This window comes from Shewanella sp. MMG014 (genome assembly GCF_018100775.1).
Classification (GTDB): Bacteria; Pseudomonadota; Gammaproteobacteria; order Enterobacterales; family Shewanellaceae; genus Shewanella; species Shewanella japonica.
Genome location: NZ_JAGJDZ010000001.1, coordinates 196,073 through 221,707, shown reverse-complemented (window position 1 = coordinate 221,707; position 25,635 = coordinate 196,073). Strand labels below are relative to the sequence as shown.

Genomic DNA, 25,635 nt, shown 5'->3' with positions numbered 1-25,635 from the left:
TATTGGATTTCTTAAACATCCATATTCCTTTTAGCTCAATTTTAATTTTAAATTAATACTTCATCTCTATCATCCTCGCTCCCAAATTTATCTGTCTATTTTATCATCAATGCTGAGATTAATTTTACCAGTACAGAAGCATTGAATGAGTCACTTATTTATTTATCTCAATGTTTTTAATGTTGATTAACATTGAAGCTGTTAAGGATTTTTCGCTCTAATGCTACGAACTTTTACTCTTGTTATTGCTCTTTCGACGCTTTTTATTAGTCATATCGTTTTTGCTGAAGATTCGATAGAAGTCACTCCCAAATACCAACGTGCTTTCCCTATTTGGGCACAAGAAGCGATTGATTTAGGTTACGAACTCCCAAAACCTTATGGCTTTAGCATCAATTATATGATGATGGAACAGCCTTTAGTGGTCGATAGTGTTGCCTTTACAGGATTAGGGGACTTTATTGATGACAAGATTTCGATTAATGGCAGCGAAGCACTACAAGACTCTGAAACATTAACGTTTCGGGCAGACATGTGGGTGCTTCCATTTTTGAACTTGTATGGTGTTATTGGTCATACAAAAGGCAGTAGCGTCGCCAATGTGCAAGTGGATGTCGATTTACCTTTTTTCCCTGAGTTAGATCCTTTTGATTTTGAATTAAATTTTAAAGGAACAACCTATGGCGTTGGCGGCACCATTGTTGGCGGTATTGATAACTGGTTTGCGTTATTGGATGTGAATTATACCAATACAGATCTGGATATTCTCGATGGTGAAATCAGTACGATAGTTGTGTCGCCACGAGTGGGGTATCGCACCAAAGTATATGGTAATGATCTGCAGGTATGGGTCGGTGGTATGTACCAAAACGTTGAACAGACTTTCAGTGGCTATCTTAAAGATATTCTTCCTATCGGTGACTCGAGTATTGGAGATCTGATAGGTGATGGTAAATTTGAAGTTAACCAACATCTAGCTGATAAATGGAACACCTTGGTGGGGGCTCAATTACACCTTGGCGCTGGCTTTGACTTGTTGCTTGAGGGTGGTTTTGGTACTCGTACAAGCTTTATGGCCTCCATTGGATATCGGTTTTAATACTGATGCGATTATTGATTACCAGTATCGTTATTTGGCTCATTTCCGGTTGCTCGACCGTCTCTATGGTGGATAGTTATCAGCAAAAACAGCTAAGTAATGCTGGTTTTGAGCGAAACTATTTAACGCTAGCGCAGGACGGGGAATTACATTATTGGCAAGGCGGCAATGAACAGGATCCTGTAATCATTTTACTCCATGGTTTTGGTGGTACAGGCATGACAAGTTGGTATGAAACCATGCAAGATCTTGTCGTCGATTACCATATTATTGTTCCTGATTTATTGTGGTTTGGCGATTCATATAGCCATGCTCCAGCAACCATTGAAAGCGAAACTTCGGCGATTCAACAGCTCATAAGTGAACTTAGGCTTAAACAAGTAAACCTTGTTGGTATTTCGTTCGGTGGCTTTGTGACGTTTGACTTAATGATTAAAGCGCCAGAAGTAAAAAAAGCGATGATGCTTGCCAGTCCGGGGATTGTCTTTAGTGATGCTGATATGGATGCGATGAGTGAGCGATTAGGCCAAACAACCCCTGAAGCGGTGTTTGTGCCTCAAGATAAAGAAGGTGTAAGGCATCTTTTGGAACATACCTTTGTCGCACACCCTTGGTACCCAAGCTTTATCGATGAACAAATCTATCAAACATACTTTGCGAATTACCTCGAAGAAAAACGCTCGTTGATTACCACATTACCTGCGTATCGAAATCAATTGGAACCTGCTGAATTCAGAGATAACTTGCCTCCATCTTTATTGATATGGGGTGAAAACGATCAGGTGTTTCCATTAGAGAAAGGGCATGAGTTTTCAGTTTTTCTAGATGCGCCACTTATCATTATTCCTGATGCTTCCCACGGGCTAACGAATGACTTTCCGGAGCTCATCAATCAAATGATCCGAGATTTTATAAAATGATGCAGTTTCTCAACAAAAACCTATTACTCCTTTCAATAATCACTATCGCTAGTGGCTGCTCAAGCAGTGAATGGCAAGTCAGTGCGACGCCATCTGATGTGGCAGTGGAAGCAGCGCTTGATAATGAGCCTGACAACGCATTACTCAAGGACATCAAATTACCAGAGCAAGCAGCTTTACCTTTACCGACAAGTGTTAGACCTTGTTGTGCATTTGGTAGTGGCCAGAAAGTTAAACTTGGACCGATTCCGGTGCCATTTTTTAGACATGCCAATACGATTGAGCTGGATGATATTGGTGCTCATGCGTTTGAAGCGGGAAGCTTTAGCCATCAAAAGTCGGCGCCGAATGCTGGCCGAAGTGGTGAGAATAACGGTTTGGTATACACCCTAAAAGGTGGCTTTATTGACCTCGCTCATGTGCGTGATACTGCTGATAACGCTGTGGCTTTGTTTTACCGCATTCAGCCTTATTTAGGTGAGGCGCAAACTATTGAGCTGCCGTTTGAAATCGGTCCAAGAACCATTGAGTTAGCGGCGTTTGACGTCAGCGAGTTAACCGCTACTGAGCGCTGGGAACTGGCGGCAAGTATAGCGGTTCGTTTGGCTTACTCTATGGCAGAAGCCCATGAAATCGCGCAATACCATGGTTATCGTAGCTTTAGTCCCTGGACCGAAGATGTGTCGGCGTATTCACCTGAAGATCTTTACTCGAATATGTTAGGGGCGAAAATCGCTCTTGCAGTGCTCACCAATAATTTAGCCATGACACGTCAGCAATATAATTTTCATATGACAGCGTGGATTTCTGCAACCATCGCTTGGTTAGAACCCGTTTCTGCCCAACAAACTGATGCCATGTTTGAAGCCATTGATGGTTATTGGTGGGATTCAAACGAACCGTTACCGAATAAATTTATGCTGCTTAAACGTCACTATGAATTAGGAGATCAACAATCACCTTACATCGTGCCTAAGGGGTTGGCATTTATTAGTAAATCATGGCCAGCGATCAGCGCTCTTTATGAGCAAACGGTTGAGCCGCATGAGTTACAGCTTGCCAATCTTGTCCACGGGATTGCCATTGATGATGTCGCAAAGCAGTGGCTATTCGTAGACCCTAAATTTTCAGCCTCATTTGATCATGTGCCTGCATCGCTTTGGCAGCAAGGTTTTACACAAGAGCAGTTTCTTGAGTTATCTCGTTATAACCAAACTCGAGATCAAGCCATGTTAGCTGAACATTTAGCTAAGTACCCTAAGTTGCCATTGGCGAAACAACTGAAACAAGCTGATAGCTCAAACCAAGGACACGTTAATGAAGCTAATTAATTCTGTGGCACGCACATTGGCTGTTACAGTGAGCTCAAAGCGCAATCATGCTTGCAGGCGTTCAGCGTTACTTTTGCCGATTTTATCTCTATCAATTTCACTCATGCTGAGTTTTAGTGTGTCAGCAGCACAGCCTCAATCAGTGAATGGCGCGACTAAACAGATCACAGAACAAGAGCTGCATAAGGCTAACGGTGCTGATGAAGTGCCATTTCAAGACGACAATGAAGCGCTCGGCTGGGTAGAAAATTTTTTACAAAAGCTGGGGGCTGATGGCGAATTTGACCCGAGTAAACCTATTGATTTTAGCTTTTTACCAGGGCCATTTTACAATCCTGAAATGGATTTAGGTGTTGGCATTTCTGCTGTTGGCCTGTATCAAGTTGATCCTAATGATGAAGTCAGTCAATTATCCTCACTGGTCATTAATGGTTTAGCCTCTATTAATGGCGCATTAGGTGTGTCCATTGAAAATAAAACCTTTCTGAATGAAGATAGGCAGCGCCTATATCTCAACGCCGAATTGTCAGATATTCCCGATGTGTTTTATGGCATTGGGTATGATGAAAACTATCAAGATGATAATCGTACTGATTTTAGTGGCAGAGTGATTAGTGCAAATCCAATGTTCCTTCAGCGGGTGTCGTCAAATGTGTTTGTTGGAGCAGGTTTTGACTTCAGTTATGCCAAAGCCAGTAGTATAGATATCTTAGAATCTGAAGTTGATATCACGCCATTAGAAGCATCATCACGCAGCGTAGGTATTAACTTATTGGCCAATTATGATAGCCGAGATAATGTACTCAATCCTGAACAGGGAAAAATTGCTCAGATAGATGTCGGTGTATATCGTAAAGACTTAGGTAGCAAAACAGACTTTGAAGTCGTTAATGCTCTCTACAGCACTTATTATCCAGTTGCAGGTAGTGACGTTCTGGCATGGCAAATACGTGGTCGATTTACCCATGGTGATGTACCTTGGGATCAGCTATCTAAAGCTGGTGGCGGAGATTTACTACGAGGTTACACCTCAGGTCGTTATCGCGATAAGCAAATGCTCCTTGCTCAAGTAGAATATCGTCAAAACTTATCTGGTCGTCATGGCATGGTATATTGGGTAGGTGCTGGGGTTATTTCTGATAAATTTAGTGAATTAGCGTCATCTGATGTGCTACCCAACACGGGCATTGGTTATCGTTTTGAAGTGAAACCGCGAGTTAACCTTAGATTAGACTTGGCCTTTGGTGATGGCGACAGTGGGTTTTATTTCAATGTAAATGAAGCTTTTTAGGTTTCAATCTTGTTTTTTCAAACTTGTATTTTCAATCTTCTATTTTAAAAATTGGCATCTGGATTGAGTGATGTGCATGCTATAACGTTACTCTGGATAAGTATATTTAAAAGCATGGAGGCTTGATTAATGATACAAAAAGTTGGTGCAACCCTTATTAAGCTGCGGCATATTGCTCGTTGCCATTGCGGCGAAGTGAACATTGAATTGTTTCTCCCTAATGGAATAGAAAATCCCAGACGTTGTGATTGTTCTATTTGTCGCCGTAAAGGTGCCATTGTGGCTTCTGTTCCTTTAGCAAATTTAACGATTATTGCAGGCGAGCAGCATTTATCTTGCTATCAATTTAATACTCATACCGCTAAACATTACTTTTGCTCTAAATGTGGCATCTATACACATCACCAACGGCGCTCAAATCCCAATGAATATGGCTATAACATTGGGTGTCTGGTTGGAGTGAACCCATATGAATTAGGCGATGTAGTGATAAATGATGGTGTAAATCATCCTGCTGACAAGTAGGATTACAATAAGCGCAAAAACAAAGCTAAGCGTTAGTGTTGTCGTTTAGTTTTAGCTATCACCCAACTTCAAGGAAGATGAATTGAGTAGAGTCAGATTAACAGGCTATATTTTAGTGGCTGATGAGGATTTATCCGAAGTAAAACAAGCCTTACCTTTGCACCGCAAGCTGACGCTAGCAGAGTCTGGCTGCGTTAGTTTTGAAGTGCTTCCTGATAACAAAAATCCCAATAAGTATAATGTCGATGAAGTGTTTACAGATCAAATGGCATTCGAAGTGCATCAAGCACGAGTGAAGCAATCAGCTTGGGGGCGGCTTACTGTCAATGTCACTCGACATTACCAAATGAGTGATACCGAGTAATGTTTACTTAATCTCGTTTCCTACCTTGCATTGTTTTAATAATGCAGTAAAAAATTCAGTGCCTTTACGTTCAGCAAAAGCGATATTCCTCTCAGGGATAGACTCTGGCTCATCATATTCAGCTAAAGCGGCTTCCATACTCGCTTCACGAATGATGTGAATCGTTGGATAAGGTGAGCGGTTGGTATAATTTGTGGGACTATCTTGTGGCTCGCCATCAAAACAATAGTCCGGGTGAAAACTGGCAAGTTGATAGACACCTTCATAGTCATTTTCGAGTAATTTATCATTGGCTAAATCGACAAGATCGAGATAGTGATAAAAGCCTTCAAAACCTCGGGGTAAAACGAATAGTGTGGTCTCGGTATCGGGATGGTTATCTAGGTATTCACATTCTGACAGAAAGTCTTTTAGCACCTGTTTGACTTTAGTGTTTTCGCTGCAAATGTATCGGATGCTGTTATTTTCAACTTCTCGACGTGCAAATGGGCAAATATTGTATTTCATGATCACTTTATTGACCCAGTTTGCTGTTTCAATATGGTATTCGCTTTGCTCTTGCATGTTCTTTCCTGTCATATGTTCAATTCGTCATAGCGGGCTTACGCTAAAACTAATGTTCGTCGCTATAACTAACGTTCGGCGTAAAAGCTAACAGCCTTACTAACAGTGTTGTTGACTCAGTGTAAGGCTAATCAGGTAAAGCCATCTGTATGATAGATAACACTAATAGCAGGGCCATTGAGATATTGAATATTCTTTGCTGACGCTCGTTTTTAAGCAGTTTTTTAAGGCCAATACCAAAGCTTAACCAAATTGAGGCACAAGGTAATGCCACCATAAAAAATACCACTGCAATGGTTAATACTTGCGGAATTAAAGCGTGTGAAATGTCAGTAAAGGTAGCGATGGCGCCGACAGCCATAATCCAGCCTTTAGGATTAACCCATTGAAATGCAGCAGCTTGAAAGAAGTTAAATGGTTTAGCTGTTTGTTTACCTTCTAAGTTGCTTGAGCTATTAGCGATGCGCCAAGAAAGGTAAAGTAGGTAGATGATACCAGCAACTTTAATGACTTGATGCGTCATTGGGTAGGCTTGAAAGACGGCACTCAGTCCTAAGCCAATAGCGACCACCATACTCGGGAAGCCAATAATAATCCCTAGTAAATGTGGCATGCTGCGTTTTATACCGAAATTAACGCCAGACGTCATTAACATGATGTTATTGGGGCCGGGTGTAATTCCTGCAGAAAAAGCGAATAGTGCAATAGTAAAAACGAGTTCCATAAATCGGTAAAATATATCAATACGGCAGTGCTAATAGGTGATCATCTTAACGGGAATATACTGGCTAACCTAGTGTTAATTACATTTTTCGTGGATGGTGCTTTTACATTTGTACTGTAATTGTTTGTAGCTTGCTAATCTTGTGTGTGGCTTTTGCTGGTAACATGACATAACTTGTTATTGAAATTGAGTCAGGTTAGGTTAGGGTTTAAGTGTTATATTGATAACGAAATTTCAATAGCTTGATACAATAAAGATAGGCTAACTTGCTGACTACAGGACTAAATGTGAATGAATAGCAAAAAATGGTGTTTATGGATAAGTCTTTTCGCTGTATTGATTTCAGGTTGTGCAACCAAAGAAGAGGTCAACAAGCCTGCTCCTAGTCGAATCACAATGGTGACTTCAGGAGATCTTAGCTTTATTTCTTCGCAAGTAAAGAGCTTTGCTTGGCACCCAACGATGTTTACTGTTCATAGTGCAAATAAACTTGATGATGCTGAATTAGTGAGACATATGCGTCAATCGATAACAAAAATCATGGAGCAAAAGGGCTACCATTTTGCTAAAGATAATGAGAATCCAAATGTGCTTATTGGTTTTGGTATGGCGCTAGAGTCGGAAATGAGTGACGCAGAAATCATGAAAAGAGCAGGTCTCGTTGCTGGCTTGTCAACATCAGGTATTGATGATGATTTTGAAAAAGGATCTGTACTGGTGGCTTTGTTTAGTCCTAATCGTATTCAACCTATTTGGAAAGTGTTAGCACAAGGGTTTACAGAGACAGGAAAACCTATCGAAGATCGTGAGATCCGCTTTGATAAATTGACTGGTATGATGCTGAGCTCTATCCCTAATCATACGATGTAACGATTTTCCTGAGCGAGAAACTATTATAAAAAAGCCGCAGAGCCTAAGTTCTGCGGCTTTTTATTTAGCCTATATTCAGTTTACCGTTCAATTGAAGTGTTATTCAGTGTCAACATTCACTTCGTATGATGAGAACTTACGGATATTGATAACGCCTGTGTCAAAAATGAGGTACTGACCTTTAATACCTTGCAAAACCCCCGTTACTTCAGGTGTTTTATCAAAGTTATGAGATTTTACTTTTTTAGGGAACTCGGTAATAGGGAAGCGAATACCTTGAATTTGATCATTGAGTCGCTCAATCACAAAGTCAGGATTTTGCTCTTTTATCTCTAACAGTTTTGCTTCAATCTCTGGGATTAATTGATTGGCCATATCGACTAAATCAACATCATCAGCATTACCTTTTAACATGGCTTGCCAATTGGTTTTATCATTAATCAGTTTTGCCAATTCGACTTCAACAAGGCCTGAAAGTTGGCGAGTTGAAACTTTAAAGATAGGTAACCCTTGTGTGGCGCCTTGATCTATCCAGCGAGTCGGTATTTGCGTGTAACGCGTAATGCCAACTTTGATCCCAGATGTATTAGATAAATAGACAAAGTGAGGAACAAAGCAATGACTTTGTGCCCATTCAGGTTCACGGCAGGTACCTTGATCAAAGTGACACGTTTCAGGCTTCATGATGCATAAGTCACAGCTAGCAAGCTTTGACATACACACGTAACAATGTCCCTGAGAGTAGCTTTTTTTGGTTTTCTTACCACAACTTGAGCATAAAATTTTACCCGTATGGGTCAAGGTGAGTGTTTTACCGATTAAAGGGTTTAACTCTAAGAGTGCATCCCCTACTGGTAATTGATAGTGCACTTCATTTTGCTCATCAAGCTGAGTGCGCATTTTTGATAACGTTCCTAACATCTCTAAACTCATTTTTTGTTATGATTTGTTAATAGTCTAACAGATGGTAGTCAGTAAATTTAAACGGTTTTTTAGATTGAATAGAAGGGATATCTGTTGCGCTAATACATTCATTAACGCAACAAACAAAAGGAGCTAGGCGCTTTTACTGAGTTTATCTAACACCACATCGTCACCGAGTTCATATAGTGATTCTGTGAGTTGTTCTTCCTGGCTTGGATCTGATAACCCTAAACCCATGGTGGCTCTAAACAATGCAATACCACTGTGGCCTGCAGTTTCTTGCTGACTACTAAATTGCTCGATGTTAATACCAAGTGCATTTATTTTATTTGAAATTTCAAGCACTAAGCCTTCACGGTCGTAGGCTACTAAATTAAAACTTAATCGTTTAATCGGCTCCGCTATGTGGCCCGTTTTACTGTAAGTACAGCTTAGCCCTTCGATACACTCCAAAGACTCAAGCAAGGTATCCCATTTTAATGCCGATACTTCTAACTGTAATATTGCGGCAAAAACACCGTCAATATGGCGCATTTCGGAGTCGAGCCAGTTGCCGTTGTGACGACTGATAACATTTGCAATTTGTTCAACTAACCCTTTTCTATCAGGGGCTTGCAAGGTAACTAGATAACGTAACATAAAAGAAACTCCCAAATGTTTAACAAATAAATCGCCTGTAACACTACTGTCATATATACGTCATATAATTCAGCCAATTAAAATAGGCATCTAAAAAATGTCATCAATTAATCACTTAAACGTACTGATTTGAACTGACAATTGTTGAGTTGTAATCACAAACGCTTAAGGTAAATAAAACAGCTATTTATTTAGTATCACAGCGGATTAAACAATCATAGCGAAATTTCGCTGACGATTAATTATAGAGGTTCTGAATGGAAAGTCAGGTCAATCAACCTGGTTCTGAGACGAAGAGTCTGCTAGTAGGCAGAAAAGCGAATCGAAGAGCATTTACGGATAAGGCAGCAGAAGTGGGTGTAACTGTGGGTGGAACCATGGTTTTTGTCGCTTTGTTGTTGATTTTCTTTTACTTACTGTATGTTATTAAGCCAATTTTTGATGGTGCTGATGTTGAACCTGTATCAACAATCAGTTATCAAAATACCGAGATTGCCACTTTAATGGTGGGAAGTGATGAGCAAAATGAAATAGCTTATCGCGTACTGGTAAATGGCCAAGTTGATTTTTATTCAGTAGCCAGTAAACAGTTAATTGAGAGTTTTCAGCCTCCGCTTCCTGTAGGGGCGACAGTGGTGAGCAGTGCCAAAGCTAAACCAAATGAGCAACGTTTTGCGCTTGGGTTAAGTACGGGTGAGGCGTTAATCGTTGGGGTTGATTTTGGCGTGACTTACCCTGATAACGTGCGCACAATTACACCACGTTTACGCTACCCATTAGGTGAAACACCAATCATGGTTGATGAAGGTCAGGCTTTACACCATTTAGCCTTTGACTATATCGATAACCGTATTGGTTTTGCGTACCAAGATGAACAAGGTGCATGGAAGTTAAATCGCCTTGAAGGTGAAGAAAACATGATGACCGAAGAGATCGAGTGGTATTCAGATCTATCGGTAGTTGAGGATGCACCTAAAGATGCGTTAACAGCCTTGATGACACCAGATCATCGTCAATTGATATTGCCTACAACTAATAAAATCTTTATTTATGACATCCGTGACACCGATGAACCATCATTATTACAAGTACTTGATGTAAAAGATGGCTCAAACAAAGTTTCAAATGTCAGCCTACTTGCTGGTGCCAGTTCAATTCTGATTAATTATGAAGACGGCACGATTGATCAATATTTTCAAGTCAGTAGCCGAAATGGCCGTTTGTATCAAAAAATTCGCGACTTTGAGATTGATTCACCTGTACAAACAATCGCCACTGAGTTCTACCGCAAAAGTTTTGCTGTAGTCAGTCCTGAAGGCGAGTTATCTCTTTTATACACCACAAGTCAGCGTAATTTATTCACTGAAAAATTTAATATTGCTAAGCCTGGTGAAATGGCATTTAGCCCTCGCTCAAATGCGTTAATCGTTGAAGCGAATAATAGCTTGAATGTATTTGCAGTAGACAATGACCATCCAGAAGTCTCTTGGAGTGCTTTGTGGCAAAAAGTTTGGTACGAAGGTTACCCAGAGCCACAGTATGTTTGGCAGTCAACTTCAGGCTCTGATGATTTTGAAGCAAAACTAAGCTTAATGCCGTTAGCATTCGGTACCATGAAAGCGGCATTTTACGCGATGCTTTTCGCTGTGCCATTAGCGATTGCTGGTGCAATTTATACTGCTTACTTCATGTCACCTAAAGTCCGTAGTGTTGTTAAGCCAACCATTGAAATCATGGAAGCACTTCCTACGGTTATTTTAGGTTTCTTAGCGGGCCTTTGGTTAGCGCCGTTAATTGAAGACCATCTTCCAGGCATTTTAGTATTACTGACATTGTTACCAACCAGTATTTTACTAAGTGCATTTACTTGGAGCAGGTTACCAAACTCGTGGAAGCAACGATTACCTGAAACGTACCAAGAAATCATGCTAATCCCAGTTATCTTGTTTGTGGGTTGGTTCTCATTCGAAATCAGTCCAGTGATTGAGATTGCTTTCTTTGATGGTAATACTCGCCAATTTATTACCAATGATTTAGGGATTACCTTTGACCAACGTAATGCATTTGTTGTCGGTATTGCGATGGGCTTTGCTGTTATTCCAACGATTTTCTCAATTGCTGAAGATGCTATTTTCTCGGTGCCACGTCATTTATCAAATGGCTCATTAGCACTTGGCGCGACAAACTGGCAGACACTGACTCGCGTGGTGCTATTGACAGCCAGTCCAGGTATCTTTTCCGCTGTGATGATGGGACTTGGCCGTGCAGTGGGAGAAACCATGATTGTACTGATGGCGACAGGTAACACCGCAATCCTTGAATGGAGTGTATTTGAAGGTATGCGGACATTAGCGGCTAACATTGCGGTAGAAATGCCTGAATCTGCCATTGGTAGTTCGCACTATCGTGTATTGTTCCTTGCGGCATTCGTCTTGTTTGTATTTACCTTTGTCTTTAACACCATTGCAGAAGTGGTACGTCAACGTCTACGTGAACGTTACAGCTCACTTTAAGGAATGAAGATGAAAATAATAATGAATATTTCGCCAATCGCTTTGAGAGGTTTGAGCAATGGGTAAGTGGGTTAAATCGGGTTCTCCATGGATTTGGATGACCGGTGGTGCAGTCAGTATCAGCTTGATTGCAGTATTAGGTTTGTTGTTATTAATTGCATGGCGTGGATTAAGTTACTTTTGGCCTGCCGATATTTATCAATGGCAACTTGAAGATAATAATGGTGTTAAATCAACCTTAATTGGAGAGATTTATGACCGTGAAGAAGTGCCTACTGAACGATTGATTTCAGCAGGTCATCAGTTTAACGAACATCCTGGTGAGTTTGTCACTCGCTATCTAGTGAAAACAGGTAACCGTGAATTCGTTGGTTTGGATTTTCGCTGGATTTTGGCTACAGACATCGTTAGTCGTGAAAAGCCTACTGATATCGCTATGTTGGAGCGTACCAAAAATGGTAACTTCTACGGCTACCCGGTTGCTGTGATTGAAAATGGTGAACGTTTACCATTATCAGGCGAGCAAATCGAAATCGCGTTAGAAGAGCACATTGACCGTGCTGTGACCATCGGCGAGCAGGCGTTAAAGCTTCAAAAGTCTGAGATTGGTTCAGTTAACTATGAACTTGAGCGTTTACGTTTAAAAGAACGTGGTTATGAATTAGACGGTAAATTAACCCCAGAGCGTAAAGCTGAATTAGATGCACAAGCAGAAAAGCTCAATCAAGATTACTTAGTCATGGAAAAAGACTTGTTCGCGTTGCGTGACCAAGCGGCAAGAGATTCTGTGATAATTCGAGACATGCGCGGTGAAGAAGTCACGCTCAAGTTAGATTCAGTATTAGACGTTAGCTACGTCAATCGTATGAACAGTTTCGATAAAGTAGTACATTGGTTTGTCGGTTTAGGTCGCTTTGTTAGTCATGACCCACGTGAAGCAAATACTGAGGGTGGGGTATTTCCAGCTATCTTTGGTACGGTATTTATGGTGATGCTGATGGCCGTTATTGTAACGCCATTCGGGGTTATCGCTGCTATTTACCTACACGAATATGCTAAAAAGGGTCCAATTACTAAGATGATCCGTATCGCGGTAATTAACTTAGCGGGTGTTCCGTCAATTGTTTACGGTGTTTTTGGCTTAGGCTTCTTTGTATACATGCTTGGTGGTTCATTAGACCAATTGTTTTATCCAGAAGCGCTACCTTCACCCACTTTTGGTTCGCCAGGTGTGATTTGGTCAGCATTAACGTTAGCGATTCTAACGCTTCCAGTGGTCATTGTATCGACTGAAGAAGGCTTAAGCCGAATCCCAAGTGCAGTGCGTCAAGGCAGTTTAGCGCTTGGTGCGACTAAGTTTGAGACCTTATGGCGAATTGTTATTCCAATGGCGAGTCCTGCAATTATGACAGGCCTTATTTTGGCTGTTGCGCGGGCAGCAGGTGAAGTTGCACCATTGATGTTAGTGGGTGTTGTTAAACTCGCACCGACTTTACCTATTGATATGAACTTTCCGTTTATCCATTTAGAACGTAAGTTTATGCATTTAGGTTTCCATATTTACGACGTTGGCTTCCAAAGTCCTAACGTAGAAGCGGCAAGACCATTAGTTTATGCCACTTCATTCTTATTAGTATCTGTGATTGTGACACTTAACTTAACAGCTATCAGTGTACGTAATCACTTACGTGAAAAATTCCGTTCGCTAGAACACTAATTAGCGATATCCTGAGGAAAAAAGAAAAATGATTTCTATTGATCAAAGCGCTATTAAATCTGAAGTTGTCGATTTAGCTAACCTACCTGCACAGGATACTGCGCTAGAAATTCGTAATTTAGATTTACGTTATGGTGATAAACAAGCTCTATTTGATGTGAGCATGAAAATCCCGAAAAACCAAGTGACAGCATTTATTGGTCCAAGTGGTTGTGGTAAATCGACGCTTTTACGTTGTATTAACCGTATGAATGACTTAGTTGAAACTTGTCATATTGACGGTGAAATTTTACTTCACGGTCAAAATATTTATGACAAGAAAGTTGATGTTGCTGCACTTCGTCGAAATGTCGGTATGGTGTTCCAGCGTCCTAACCCGTTTCCAAAATCGATTTACGAGAACGTGGTTTACGGTTTACGCCTGCAAGGGGTGAGTAACCGTCGTGAGTTAGATGAAGCCGCCGAGCGTTCATTACGCGGTGCAGCAATTTGGGATGAAGTTAAAGACCGTTTGCACGATAACGCCTTCGGATTATCTGGTGGTCAGCAACAACGTCTTGTTATTGCCCGTGCCATTGCCATTGAGCCAGAGGTATTGCTGCTTGATGAACCAACATCGGCATTGGATCCAATTTCAACGTTAACGATTGAAGAGTTAATCACGGATCTTAAATCAAAATATACTGTGGTTATCGTAACGCATAACATGCAACAGGCTGCACGTGTATCAGATCAAACGGCATTCATGTATATGGGTGAACTGATTGAATATGCTGACACTAATACTATCTTCACTACGCCACAAAAGCGTAAAACAGAAGATTACATTACCGGTCGTTACGGCTAAATTTATTGCATTAGAGCTGATGGCTTAGGTCAATATAGTAAAGAATAAGGTTGATACAGTAATGGAAAACAAAAGTTTAAATAAGCATATCTCGGGTCAATTTAACGCCGAACTTGAAGATATTCGTAACCGTGTTTTAGCCATGGGCGGCCTAGTTGAACGCCAACTAGAAGAATCTCTAGATGCACTTGCTTCTTTAGATGCTGAGCTTGCGCAAAAAGTCATTGATGGTGATCACCGTGTTAATGGCATGGAAGTGTCTATTGATGAAGAATGTACTCGTATCATCGCTAAACGCCAACCAGCAGCCAGTGATTTACGTTTGATTATCACAATCACTAAAACCATTACCGATCTTGAACGTATCGGAGATGCCTGTGTTCGTATTGCTAAAGCTGCGTTAGATAAGCGCTTGAACAATCAACAACCATTGCTAGTAAGCATTGAAAACATGGGGCGCCATGCTACTCGTACACTGCATTCAACCTTGGACGCTTTGGCCCGTATGGATGCAGATAATGCATTTGAGTTACACAAAGAAGATGCCAAATTAGATAAAGAGTATGAAGGGATTATTCGTCAATTGATGACCTATATGATGGAAGATCCTCGCTCTATCCCTGGTGTACTAGATGTTCTTTGGGCTGCTCGTGCTGTTGAGCGAGTGGGCGATCGCTGTAAAAACATCTGTGAATACATTATTTACTTCGTTAAAGGTAAAGATGTTCGCCATACTTCATACGAAGATATGGAAAAAGATCTTAACTTATAATAAGTAAGGCAAACTAACTTTGAGTGAGTTCTAGATAACTCATTAATTAATAAGCACCTTTCGAGGTGCTTTTTTATTGCGAAAATCTGAGTTCACTCACCTCGATGTCATCATATTAAGAATGACTAATTTGGACATATTGACCTTTTAAAGAATTTTTGTGTGGGTCAATATGTCTATTGTTTTTGGCTAAACGATTAACTTCACAGCATTATTTTGAACTAGTTCACATTATTTTTGTTGGCATTCAAATTGCTATATTTCAGTATCCAATCCCTACGGCAAGATATATGAGATGTAAGACCAACCGTTTTAATAATTTCAACAAAATTTCAGGTGAGTTCAGTGGTGCTTTTGCGGACTTAGGCACTTTTCTTCCTTTAGTGCTTGGGCTTATTGCCCTCAATCAATTTTCCCCCCAAGGCATATTCTTAGGCTTTGGTTGTTTTGCAATTTTTACTGCTTTTTATTATCGAAGACCTATTCCTATCCAACCGATGAAAGTGATAAGCGCGCTAGTGATTGCTGAAGGGTTAACCCCCGGTATGTTGCAAGCATCTGCCATGTTGATGGGGGTGATCCTTCTGATATTGGCATACAGCGGTATTATTCAGTGGATGGCAAAACAATTGTCGCCTGCCATCAGTATCGGTATTCAACTCGCCATTGGTATTCAGTTGATGTGGATGGGCGGTTTCATGATGAGTGAAACATGGGGCGTAGGCTTATTGGCATTTGGTATTTTGTTTTTAAGTCGGTTTATGCCAATGCAGTATTTGGTTATGCCTTTGGTGATTTTTCTAGGCATTCTATGGCAATTATTTAGCCAATCTAGCCCGAACTTTGACTTTACTCAAACCACAGGTTGGCAATTCAGTTGGCCTGAGTCTAATGAGTGGAGTTCAGCTGCATTATTGTTAGTATTACCGCAATTAGCACTCACCTTAACTAACGCTGTCATTGCGATTTCGGCAATGGCTAAAGACAAATTCCCCGAAGACAGTGACAAGTTTACTCCACAAGCTTTTGCAAAAACTTCAGGTTGGTCAAACTTACTCATGGCGCCATTTGGCGGCGCAGCAATGTGCCATGGCGCTGGAGGACTTGCTGTTCAGCATCACTTTGGCGCTAGAACATGGTTAGCACCGGCAATCTTTGGTGGAACGTGTTTATTCATAGCCATTTTTTGGGGACAGGGCATTGCGACTGTTTTATCGTTAATTCCCCTAGCGGTGTTGGGAAGCTTGCTTGCTATTGCTGGAACGCAGCTCGCTTGGTCTAAGCGATTTATCGATGGTAAGCCCTTTTGTATTTTTGTCATTTTTTCAACGGCATTAGCATGTTTGGCAATTAATACAGCTGTAGGGCTGGCAGTGGGCGTTGTACTCGAGTTAGGCCGAAATCAATGGCTGCAACTGAGTGCGCCTAAATAGCAGTATTCGCTCGCTATAACTGTATGTTGATGCAGATTAAAGATGGCTTTGTAGATCTATTCGTGATTTAGCTCACAAAGCCAGCTTTGCTCATTTAGCTGTGATGAATATACGTCATGGCTTATGAGCATTGTGTGCTACCATTTTCGTTCTGATTTCTATTTGCGTGGACGTAATGAAAAACACCCTTTCTAGAGGCCTAACTAATCTGTTACCTATGGTACTCAGCCTTTGGTTATTCTGGTCTTTATTTATCTCTTTAGATGGCTTAGGTCATTTCTTGCTTGATATTGTCGAACTGGACAACGCTTTTGTTGGCACAGGTTTTATCCTGGTTGCAGTATTGGTTTTTATCTCGGGGTTACTATTCTCGTTTAGTCCGTTTGCTTGGTTATATTCATGGCTTGAACAGCAATTAATGAAGTTTCCTTTGTTTAAGTCGGTATATGGCAGTATTCGTGATATTGCAGGGTTAATGAAAAGCGATGGTAAGCCAAAAAACCAAAAGACCGTGCTGATTAAACAGGCAAACGGTGGTTATGTTGTTGGTTTTATTATGAACCAAACCGCGCCTAAACCATTAACAGACGCGCTACCAGACGGGGATTGGGTACCGGTTTTATTTCAGTTGAGTTATCAAATGGCTGGTGTTACGAGTTTAGTTAAACGAGAAGATTTAATTGAAGTTGATTGGTCGTTTGAAGATGCGATGCGCTTTAATTTAACCGCAGGAATTTCGGCAAAATCAATCACAGCCACTAACGCTAAAAGGCCTATTAAAGACAGTGCCAAAGACACATTAGTAGACAGTGAACTTGAGGCTAAAAATAGCGACAATAACCATTAAGCTAAACTACATACCAGTCTTAATACGCATTTAATTGCGAGCGGCCTTGAGCAAGGATAAAGTTAATAGCCGCTATTTTCGTCGATGTTTGCATATTAAGTCGCTCAGGGATAAATGGACTGCCCCTGAGCTTACTGAAAACTCGTCATTAATCCTGTTGCTTAAAGCACGACATCCTCATCACCTAGTATTAACATCTTGCAGTCAACTCAAAATGTTAGTCTCAGGGCTTGCTGTTACATTGACTTGCAGAGCAAATTTAATGTTATAGATCTGTGTTTATCTGTATCTTAATCCTGACAGTTGTTAACTGTGGGTAAACTTTTGCTTAAAGCGTGTGCTGTAAGACAAAAACATCCATTAGATTGTGCTATTGTGAAGGTTAGTTTATAAGTTAATCAAAGCATTAAGTTCGACAAATAGATTTTTGAACGACTTAGCGCTTAGGTTAGCTTAGATATCTTTTCACTCCAAACTAGGAGTATTAATGTTACCTAAGGCTAGTATAAATCCGCCTGTATTTTTTTCGTCTGTCACCCTTATTACTATGATGGTTCTCCTGTGTGCTTTTTGGCCACAGCAATCCGCAGCTTTTTTCCAAACGGTTCAGTCTTGGCTGCAACTTAAAGTTGGTTGGTTTTACATCGTAGGCGTCGCAATTTTTATCATCTTTATCATGTTCGTTATGATGAGCCGTTTTGGTGATATCAAGTTAGGTCCAGATCACGCCGTCCCAGACTATAGTTACAAAAGCTGGATTGCCATGCTGTTTTCTGCAGGTATGGGAATTGGCTTGATGTTCTTTGGTGTGGCTGAGCCTGTGATGCATTTTCTTGCGCCACCTGATACCAGCCCTGAAACCATAGAAGCCGCAAAAGAAGCAATGAAAATTACCTTCTTTCATTGGGGTATTCACGCTTGGGCGATTTATGCCATTGTGGCGTTAAGTTTGGCGTATTTTTCTTATCGACATAAGTTACCACTATTACCTCGCTCTGCGCTTTATCCGTTAATTGGAGAGCGCATATATGGTCCAATCGGCCACGCAGTTGATACATTTGCTGTATTAGGCACTATGTTCGGTGTCGCGACCTCATTAGGCTTCGGTGTGTTGCAAGTCAACTCTGGCTTAAGCTATTTAATTGACGGATTGCCAAACAATATCACTGTCCAAGTGATATTGATTATTGCCATCACTGGCGTGGCGACTTTATCGGTGTTCTCAGGCTTAGATAAAGGCGTTAAAAGGCTCAGCGAGTTAAACCTAGGGTTAGCTTTGTTACTCTTAGTTGCTGTGCTTTTACTTGGCCCGACAATTGCATTATTGCAAGCCTTTGTGCAAAACACTGGCGGCTATTTAAGTGATATTGTGGGTAAAACATTTAACTTATATGCCTACGATCAAAAAGAAGATTGGATTGGTGGTTGGACACTACTTTATTGGGGCTGGTGGATATCATGGTCCCCATTTGTCGGTACCTTTATTGCCAGAGTAAGCCGTGGACGAACCATTCGTGAGTTTTTGATTGGGGTGTTATTTGTTCCATCAGGGATTACTTTCCTATGGATGACGGCATTTGGTAATACCGCAATCGATGCTGTAATGAATCATGGTGCAACCTATTTGTCGGATGCTGTTTCAAGTGACGTTTCAGTAGCGCTATTTAAGTTCTTTGAACACTTACCATTTTCGAACATCTTATCGGTTATTGCCGTGTTCTTAGTGGTGACATTTTTCGTTACGTCGTCAGACTCAGGTTCGTTAGTGATTGATAACCTTACATCTGGTGGCGACAATAGTGCACCAGTATGGCAACGAATTTTTTGGGCAATTTTACAAGGGGTTGTTGCATCGGTACTGCTAATTGCGGGTGGGTTACAAGCATTACAAACTGCGGCAATAGCCAGTGCAATGCCGTTTTTAATTGTTATGCTATTAATGTGTGTCGGCTTGTTTAGAGCCTTACAAGATGATTATTTGAAGATAAACAGTGTCCAATCTCATAATACCAGTGTGCAATTTGCTAAAGCGAATATGAGTTGGAAAGATCGCATTGATGTGCTTGTATCTCAGCCGAGTCATCAAGATGCACAAGAGTTTTTAGATAACATCGCCAAGCCTGGTCTTGACCAAGTGAAGCAAATATTTTTGCAAAAAAATATCGCTGCTGTAATCACCCAAGATGAGCAACGTGTCAGGTTGGTTATCGGTAATGAAGATAATGATACTCTGCCATTTGCTTATGGGCTGCGGTTACGTGCGTTTAATATGAATGGTGCGGATGTTGAGTTGTTTGATAGCGAACAAGACTATTATCGTGTTGAAGTGTTTTTAGAGCACGGTGGTCAGCAGTATGATGTTATGGGGTACACCCAAGAGCAAATCATTGCAGATATTGTTAATCAATATGAACGTTATCTACACTATTTACATTTGTCGAACTCTGAGTTGGTGACAGAGTAGTCATATTGGCTTTAGCGGTAATGTAAGCTGTATTAAATGCGTTTGTGATAGAAACCATTGCCCCAATGGATAACTGAGATTATCCTTGGGGTAATTTTTTGACAACGATTTAGCGTTAGTCACTCATATTTAATTATCAAAAGTTGGAAACTCGATGTCAGGTACGCAAAGTAAATTAGATAAAGTACTCGCTGAAGCAAGAGAATATAAAGCGAGTCGTGAAAAAGGCTATCGTGAGCAAGCATTGAAATTATACCCTTGGGTATGTGGTCGATGCACTCGAGAGTTCACTCATAAAAATTTGTCTGAACTAACTGTGCACCATGTTGATCATAACCATGATAACAACCCATCAGATGGCTCTAATTGGGAATTATTATGCTTATATTGCCATGATAATGAGCATTCTCGATTTGAGGAGTTAATTCGTTATGGCAGTACGACTGAAGTGAAGCAAGAGGCGGCAACATACAACCCTTTTGCAGATTTAAAATCAATGATGAAAAAGTGATGTTGCGTTAATACGTTAAGCATCATTCATCTGAATATTAAAAGGTTACCCGTGGGGTAACCTTTTTTATTGCAAGCAGCATGTTGAACTAATCTAATTTCCCTTCGGCAGCCAGCCATTTTTCACGACTGATAGTTTGAAAGTTATTGCCTCCTTTCATCACCGCTTTTCGCTCAGGTAATTGCGCCCAAATTTGTTGTTGTCTTTCTTCACTTGCTTTGCCCCAGCCAACAATTTCATTGATATGCCTAAAACATCCCATACAAAAGTCGTCATCATTGAGACCGCATTTAGCGACACAAGGAGAGTGCATATAAACATCCTATACTGAATTAATAAACCTGAATTCTACTGAGCCAAATAGCATTTAGCCCTAGACAGAAAATGTAAAAATAACTAGTCTCGATAATATTTATTTTATATATATCAGATAGTTAAATTAAACCTGTAGCTGTGTCACAAGTGTTTTATTTGTAAGGCAAGCTATGGGTAACTGTTGGTGTTTGTTTGTTGTTTTGCTGCTTATTTGTGTGGAGAATACCATGAATACATGGGAAAGTTCAGCCGTTAACCGTTTGGTTCAAGTGTTATTGTTGTTAGTGAGCGTCAGCGTATTAACTGGCTGCTCTTTATTAGAGGTTAAGCTTGAAAGTGGCGTAGAGCCCTTGCCTAAAGAGCAAATTAATATGCGTATGTTCAGCCGTGAATATAGCTATAACTTTTATACAGAGGTTGAATCCAGCGCAGATTTAATTGCTAATGACACGGATGATGTGGCAATAAAATCTAATACTCTGATGTGGAAAATTTATTCAGAGCAAAGCCTACAACGCGCCATTTTTCAGGCATCCCCTATTGCAGCTATGATTGATACTTGGGTGTTTACTGAGCAAATGAACCACTATTTTACAACTGGTGCGGGACGCGAGGTTTTTGGGGAGCATCAGCATATTGCTATTGAAGCGAGTCAACGTCTATCGGCTCGATTTGCTAAAACGGCAAAGGGATTTAATGTGAGTAATTTTAAACAGCATCAGAAATTTGTTGAGCAATACGTAGCTAAAAACCCAATCAGTGATTTGACGTTTAGCCGAACCTCAGCTTTTAATGATTGGCTTGAGTTTAGTAATATATCTGAGTTTGAAGCGATAACCACATTCGGCTCTATGCCTGAAGTGATGAGTGACATGTCAGATCGTATGGCTATGACAACCCAACAAATGCCGAAAATCTTGGGCTGGAAAGCCGAACTGTATGCGTTACATTCTGATGTTAATGCGGCAGATGTTGAAAAGGCACTGACAGATATCAGTCAAACTACCGTTAAATTTCAAGCATTAATGGAGCAAACCCCTGAGTTAATGACACAGCTTGCCGCTGATATGCGCACGGAACTAAGCCCGCTTATTGAACAGTTAAGTCAAGTGACTGATGATAAGTTAATGCAGTTATCTAAAGAGCGTGCTTCATTGGCGTTAATCATTACTCACGAGCGGGAAGCTCTCGTTCAAATGATTGCAGATGAGCGAGTTGCGGCGGTTCAAGATTTAGACGCATTAAGCCATAAAACCGTCGAATTAGTGTTTCAACAGATCACAGAAACCATTAAGAGTGTCATTGTGTATTTCATTTTGTTTTTAATTACAGTATTTTTCGCACCACTCGGTTTAGGTGTTTGGTTGGGTAAACGAATGGCGACCAATAAGAACAACTCGGTAGTTAACAATTAACAAGGTGAAATATTGTCTATTGCTAAAGTAAATACATCTGCAACTCATCGTCTAACTTTCAGTGAGCAGTTATCGATTCGAAGCGATTGTTTATTGTTACTTACCCCTTTGTGGCAAGTGCAGGCTTTTGAGTGTGCCGAGTTACCTTGGGAGACACAATTCCCAGCGCTGGCGAAAGCAGTTTGGCAAATTGATGACAGTGAAATTGATACAATAGACGCAGATCAAACTGCTTTAGTTGAGTGTTTATTGCCAAGCTTACAGCTTGATTTAGCCTCAAATAACTTGAGCATAGATGGCTTATTTGAACTACTCACCAGTAAGGTAAAAGCTCAGGTTGAAGTTAGCGTTAATCAAATGCAAAACAAGGTTGCTGAGCAGGGACTAACTGAAAGCGAGCTTAGTCATTTTAGCGCGCATATCAAAGGGCGCAAATGGCAACAAATTACTGCGTTTGCTCACTTTATTCCTGCGGATGATTTACCCATTCTTGAATGGTGTGCGGGGAAGGGGCATTTAGGGCGGTATTTAGCGAAGAAAAAAGCGACAAAGGTAACCAGCTTAGAATGGCAGCAAAGCTTATGTGAGCAAGGGCAAGCCTTTGCTGATAAATGGCATTTACCCCAAACGTTTACTTGCACTGATGTATTTGAAATAGCGAATAGCCCTTTAATTAATAAACAGCATGCGGTTGCGTTGCATGCCTGTGGTGATTTGCATGTAAGGCTGATTGATTTAGCTGTACAGGCGTCGACTCGCGCTATTTCATTCTCGCCTTGTTGTTATCATTTAATCCAAGCAAGTCACTATCAGGCACTATCTGATGTAGCTAAAGACTCGGGGTTAACGTTTTCACGTCATGACTTGCAGTTGCCTTTACAGCAAAGTGTTATTGCTAACCCAAAGCAGCAACTATTACGTCATCAAGAAATAAGCTGGCGCTTGGGGTTTGATTCTTTACAAAGAGACATCACTGGTAGCGGTCGATATTTACCCATTCCCAGCGTAAAACGCAGTCAATTATCCGCAAGCTTTGATGAGTTTTGTCGATGGGCAGCCAATCAAAAAGGCGTTGCACTTAACGGGTCAATTGATTTTGATGACTATCTTATCAAAGGTGAGCACAGACAGGCATTAACGCGTCGAATCGATCTCGTCGCGCACCTATTTCGTCTAATAATAGAGCAGTGGTTATTATTAGATAGAGTGTGCTTTTTAGAACAACATGGTTATCAGGTTGAGATGTTTGAATTCTGTGCAAACAGTATTACACCCAGAAATTGTTTAATTCAGGCTAAAAAGCAGCCATAGCAGACTTCTTTGTTCGAATGCTAGCTTAACCTACTGTTTATTATTGTAAAATTTTATGGTTTAGTATTAATTCTGATTTTTTTTGGCTGTTTTTTCTGTATTCATGTCTCATTGAAGTAGATTTAAATGGCCCGTAAAGTGGTTTTGTATTGAATATTTGGATTTTTCTTGTTCAAATGGCGGGTTAATAACAAATACCAATAAATTCGGTTGCTGATAGCGACCTTAAAGTGAGCGATTGATACGGTTTCATGAAATATTCCCGCGTTTTTATTAATAGTATGGCTTATGAACTTGCACCCCAAGTGGTGTCAAGTCTAGACCTAGAATCTCGCCTTGCGCCGCTTTATCAAAAGTTTCGTATCCCGATGGGGCAATTAGCCGCATTAACCGGTATTAAAGAACGCCGCTGGTGGCCGAAAGGTTATCGTTTATCTGATGGGGCACTTTGTGCTGCCAGAAAAGCGGTCGATGAGACAGGCATTAGTGTTAGCGACTTAGGTGCAGTGGTTTATACCGGCGTATGTCGTGATCAACATGAGCCAGCTACGGCTTGTCGAGTTGCAGCAGAGCTTGGCGTATCAAAAGATACAGCGATTTATGATATTAGTAATGCCTGCTTAGGTGTGCTGTCAGGTATCTTAGATATTGCAAACCGTATTGAGTTAGGCCAAATCAAAGCGGGTATGGTGGTATCGTGTGAATCTGCACGTGACATTGTTGAGGTGACGATTGATAACATGTTGTCAGACCCAACTATGCAAAACTTTGCCCAATCTCTTGCCACGCTAACAGGTGGTTCAGGTGCCATTGCCGTCATTTTAACCGATGGAAGCCTGCCGCTTAAAAACACCCGTCAGCATCAATTGTTAGGTGCAAGTCATTTATCGGCACCAGAGCATCACGAGCTATGTCAGTGGGGGCTACAGGAGACGAGCCAGAAGCTGTATCGTGAGTTTATGCGAACTGACGCTGTCACATTACTTAAAGAAGGTGTCGACTTAGCTAAACACACTTGGGAGCATTTCTTAACCCAACGTGATTGGTTAGTCGAACAAGTTGATAAAGTGATTTGTCACCAAGTCGGTGCTTCAAACCGCAAACAAGTTTTAAATGCGCTTAATATCCCGCATGAAAAAGAATTCCCTACTTATGAAACCTTAGGCAATATGGGCACCGTTTCGCTGCCTGTCACTGCTGCAATTGCCCATGATCAAGGTTTTTTAAAACTTGGCGATCAAGTGAGCTTCCTAGGAATAGGTAGCGGACTCAACTGTATGATGCTTGGCATCAAGTGGTAGTTCGTTAGCTGTGTATTTAGGATTAATAAAAAAAGATTAGGAAGCATCATGTTAGAGAATTTATTACCTTTTGATAGCCATTTCTTAGACCGTAATGGCAATAAATTGCATTATGTCAACGAAGGTCAAGGTGAGCCTGTTGTTATGGTTCATGGTAATCCAAGCTGGAGCTATTATTACCGTAATTTGGTGGGTGCATTAAGCCCAACTCATCAGTGTATCGTGCCTGATCATATCGGTTGTGGTTTGTCTGATAAACCTGACGATCCAGATTATGACTACACGCTTAAAAATCGTATTGATGATTTGGAAGCTTTACTTGATCATCTAGACGTAAAAGACAACATTACCTTGGTTGTTCATGATTGGGGCGGAATGATTGGTATGGGCTATGCTGCTCGTTACCCTGACAGAATTAAGCGTTTAGTATTTTTAAATACAGCGGCTTTCCATTTGCCAGAATCAAAGCCGTTTCCTTGGGCACTTTGGGTATGTCGTGAAACTATTCTCGGTACTTTTTTAGTTCGTGGCTTTAACGCATTTTCTTCAATTGCATCATACGTAGGCGTTAAACGTAACCCAATGCCAAAAGAAGTAAGAGAAGCCTACGTTGCTCCGTTTAATAACTGGAAAAATCGTATTTCGACTTTACGATTTGTGCAAGATATTCCATTAAAACCAGAAGACAGAAACTATGATTTGGTTTCTAGTATTGCTGATAGCTTACCGCAGTTCTCGAATGTACCGACTTTGATTTGTTGGGGTTTACAGGACTTTGTATTCGACAAGCATTTTCTTGATAAATGGCGTCAACATATGCCTCATGCCCAAGTACGTGAGTTTGATGATTGTGGCCATTACATTTTAGAAGATGCCAGTGAAGATGTGATTGGCTTAATCCAACATTTTATGGCCGAGCAACCTCAATCTTAATCCAT

24 protein-coding genes are annotated in these 25,635 nt (G+C 40.8%); 19 read left to right on the top strand and 5 right to left on the bottom strand.

The window, feature by feature from the left end; translation table 11 throughout:
* The first annotated feature begins 220 nt into the window (after nucleotides 1-220).
* The 6 genes from J8L86_RS00940 (at nucleotide 221) to J8L86_RS00915 (ending at nucleotide 5,530) form a co-directional block, all read left to right on the top strand.
* Nucleotides 221-1,099: a virulence protein gene (locus tag J8L86_RS00940; protein ID WP_065109195.1), complete on the top strand. Its 879-nt coding sequence runs from the start codon at nucleotides 221-223 to the stop codon at nucleotides 1,097-1,099.
* 5 nt (nucleotides 1,100-1,104) lie between these two features.
* Complete coding sequence (locus J8L86_RS00935; protein WP_211028266.1) at nucleotides 1,105-2,019, top strand: alpha/beta hydrolase; 915 nt, start codon at nucleotides 1,105-1,107, stop codon at nucleotides 2,017-2,019.
* Entirely contained in the window at nucleotides 2,016-3,350 is a 1,335-nt protein-coding gene (locus J8L86_RS00930; protein WP_247663123.1) for a DUF4056 domain-containing protein, read from the top strand. The genes J8L86_RS00935 and J8L86_RS00930 overlap by 4 nt, the downstream gene beginning before the upstream one ends.
* Complete coding sequence (locus J8L86_RS00925; protein WP_247663121.1) at nucleotides 3,337-4,641, top strand: BamA/TamA family outer membrane protein; 1,305 nt, start codon at nucleotides 3,337-3,339, stop codon at nucleotides 4,639-4,641. Before J8L86_RS00930 ends, J8L86_RS00925 begins: the two co-directional genes overlap by 14 nt.
* Nucleotides 4,642-4,770: 129 nt before the next feature.
* A complete protein-coding gene (locus tag J8L86_RS00920) occupies nucleotides 4,771-5,166 on the top strand; it encodes a GFA family protein (protein ID WP_211028265.1) in 396 nt (131 codons plus the stop codon).
* An 82-nt stretch (nucleotides 5,167-5,248) separates the two neighbouring features.
* Entirely contained in the window at nucleotides 5,249-5,530 is a 282-nt protein-coding gene (locus tag J8L86_RS00915) for an antibiotic biosynthesis monooxygenase (protein ID WP_211028264.1), read from the top strand.
* Between the two features lie 3 nt (nucleotides 5,531-5,533).
* Here the strand turns inward: J8L86_RS00915 and J8L86_RS00910 are convergent, their stop codons facing one another.
* Entirely contained in the window at nucleotides 5,534-6,094 is a 561-nt protein-coding gene (locus J8L86_RS00910) for a DUF1415 domain-containing protein (RefSeq protein ID WP_065109200.1), read from the bottom strand.
* 127 nt (nucleotides 6,095-6,221) lie between these two features.
* Nucleotides 6,222-6,818 carry a LysE family translocator gene (locus J8L86_RS00905; RefSeq protein WP_055023002.1) on the bottom strand — a complete coding sequence of 199 codons (597 nt, stop codon included), beginning with the start codon at nucleotides 6,816-6,818 and terminating at the stop codon, nucleotides 6,222-6,224.
* A 291-nt stretch (nucleotides 6,819-7,109) separates the two neighbouring features.
* Between J8L86_RS00905 and J8L86_RS00900 the strand changes: the two genes are divergently transcribed.
* A complete protein-coding gene (locus J8L86_RS00900; protein ID WP_211028263.1) occupies nucleotides 7,110-7,688 on the top strand; it encodes a DUF4136 domain-containing protein in 579 nt (192 codons plus the stop codon).
* A 99-nt stretch (nucleotides 7,689-7,787) separates the two neighbouring features.
* On the opposite strand, the gene J8L86_RS00895 is transcribed toward J8L86_RS00900, so the two are convergent.
* Nucleotides 7,788-8,609, bottom strand: coding sequence for a DUF2797 domain-containing protein (locus J8L86_RS00895; protein WP_055023000.1), 822 nt, complete (start codon nucleotides 8,607-8,609; stop codon nucleotides 7,788-7,790).
* A 135-nt stretch (nucleotides 8,610-8,744) separates the two neighbouring features.
* Complete coding sequence (locus J8L86_RS00890) at nucleotides 8,745-9,251, bottom strand: ACT domain-containing protein (protein WP_055022999.1); 507 nt, start codon at nucleotides 9,249-9,251, stop codon at nucleotides 8,745-8,747.
* A 257-nt stretch (nucleotides 9,252-9,508) separates the two neighbouring features.
* On the opposite strand from J8L86_RS00890, the gene J8L86_RS00885 reads away from it, so the two are divergent.
* The 8 genes from J8L86_RS00885 to J8L86_RS00850 all read left to right on the top strand — a co-directional run bounded on the left by J8L86_RS00885 (nucleotide 9,509) and on the right by J8L86_RS00850 (nucleotide 20,355).
* The gene (locus J8L86_RS00885) at nucleotides 9,509-11,764 is read left to right on the top strand and encodes an ABC transporter permease subunit (RefSeq protein WP_211028262.1); all 2,256 of its coding nucleotides are present in this window, start codon (nucleotides 9,509-9,511) and stop codon (nucleotides 11,762-11,764) included.
* A gap of 58 nt (nucleotides 11,765-11,822) precedes the next feature.
* The gene (pstA, locus tag J8L86_RS00880) at nucleotides 11,823-13,481 is read left to right on the top strand and encodes a phosphate ABC transporter permease PstA (protein ID WP_065109203.1); all 1,659 of its coding nucleotides are present in this window, start codon (nucleotides 11,823-11,825) and stop codon (nucleotides 13,479-13,481) included.
* 28 nt (nucleotides 13,482-13,509) lie between these two features.
* On the top strand, nucleotides 13,510-14,328 hold the full coding sequence (gene pstB, locus J8L86_RS00875; protein ID WP_055022996.1) for a phosphate ABC transporter ATP-binding protein PstB: 819 nt from the start codon (nucleotides 13,510-13,512) through the stop codon (nucleotides 14,326-14,328).
* A gap of 61 nt (nucleotides 14,329-14,389) precedes the next feature.
* Entirely contained in the window at nucleotides 14,390-15,100 is a 711-nt protein-coding gene (gene phoU / locus J8L86_RS00870; RefSeq protein ID WP_055022995.1) for a phosphate signaling complex protein PhoU, read from the top strand.
* 290 nt (nucleotides 15,101-15,390) lie between these two features.
* Nucleotides 15,391-16,533: a putative sulfate/molybdate transporter gene (locus tag J8L86_RS00865; protein WP_065109204.1), complete on the top strand. Its 1,143-nt coding sequence runs from the start codon at nucleotides 15,391-15,393 to the stop codon at nucleotides 16,531-16,533.
* 175 nt (nucleotides 16,534-16,708) lie between these two features.
* On the top strand, nucleotides 16,709-17,380 hold the full coding sequence (locus J8L86_RS00860) for a DUF502 domain-containing protein (RefSeq protein ID WP_211028261.1): 672 nt from the start codon (nucleotides 16,709-16,711) through the stop codon (nucleotides 17,378-17,380).
* 487 nt (nucleotides 17,381-17,867) lie between these two features.
* Nucleotides 17,868-19,844: a BCCT family transporter gene (locus tag J8L86_RS00855; RefSeq protein ID WP_211028259.1), complete on the top strand. Its 1,977-nt coding sequence runs from the start codon at nucleotides 17,868-17,870 to the stop codon at nucleotides 19,842-19,844.
* A 154-nt stretch (nucleotides 19,845-19,998) separates the two neighbouring features.
* Nucleotides 19,999-20,355, top strand: a complete 357-nt coding sequence (locus J8L86_RS00850; RefSeq protein WP_055022992.1) for a YajD family HNH nuclease — start codon at nucleotides 19,999-20,001, stop codon at nucleotides 20,353-20,355.
* Nucleotides 20,356-20,443: 88 nt separating this feature from the next.
* Here J8L86_RS00850 and J8L86_RS00845 read toward each other — a convergent pair whose 3' ends face one another.
* Nucleotides 20,444-20,668: a DUF1289 domain-containing protein gene (locus J8L86_RS00845; protein ID WP_055022991.1), complete on the bottom strand. Its 225-nt coding sequence runs from the start codon at nucleotides 20,666-20,668 to the stop codon at nucleotides 20,444-20,446.
* Between the two features lie 229 nt (nucleotides 20,669-20,897).
* Between J8L86_RS00845 and J8L86_RS00840 the strand changes: the two genes are divergently transcribed.
* The 4 genes from J8L86_RS00840 (at nucleotide 20,898) to J8L86_RS00825 (ending at nucleotide 25,630) form a co-directional block, all read left to right on the top strand.
* The gene (locus J8L86_RS00840) at nucleotides 20,898-22,085 is read left to right on the top strand and encodes a chemotaxis protein (RefSeq protein ID WP_211028257.1); all 1,188 of its coding nucleotides are present in this window, start codon (nucleotides 20,898-20,900) and stop codon (nucleotides 22,083-22,085) included.
* Between the two features lie 18 nt (nucleotides 22,086-22,103).
* Nucleotides 22,104-23,396, top strand: a complete 1,293-nt coding sequence (locus tag J8L86_RS00835) for a methyltransferase (protein ID WP_065109260.1) — start codon at nucleotides 22,104-22,106, stop codon at nucleotides 23,394-23,396.
* Between the two features lie 251 nt (nucleotides 23,397-23,647).
* Nucleotides 23,648-24,697 carry a 3-oxoacyl-ACP synthase III gene (locus J8L86_RS00830; RefSeq protein ID WP_055022990.1) on the top strand — a complete coding sequence of 350 codons (1,050 nt, stop codon included), beginning with the start codon at nucleotides 23,648-23,650 and terminating at the stop codon, nucleotides 24,695-24,697.
* 48 nt (nucleotides 24,698-24,745) lie between these two features.
* A complete protein-coding gene (locus tag J8L86_RS00825; RefSeq protein WP_055022989.1) occupies nucleotides 24,746-25,630 on the top strand; it encodes an alpha/beta fold hydrolase in 885 nt (294 codons plus the stop codon).
* Nucleotides 25,631-25,635 lie beyond the last annotated feature (5 nt).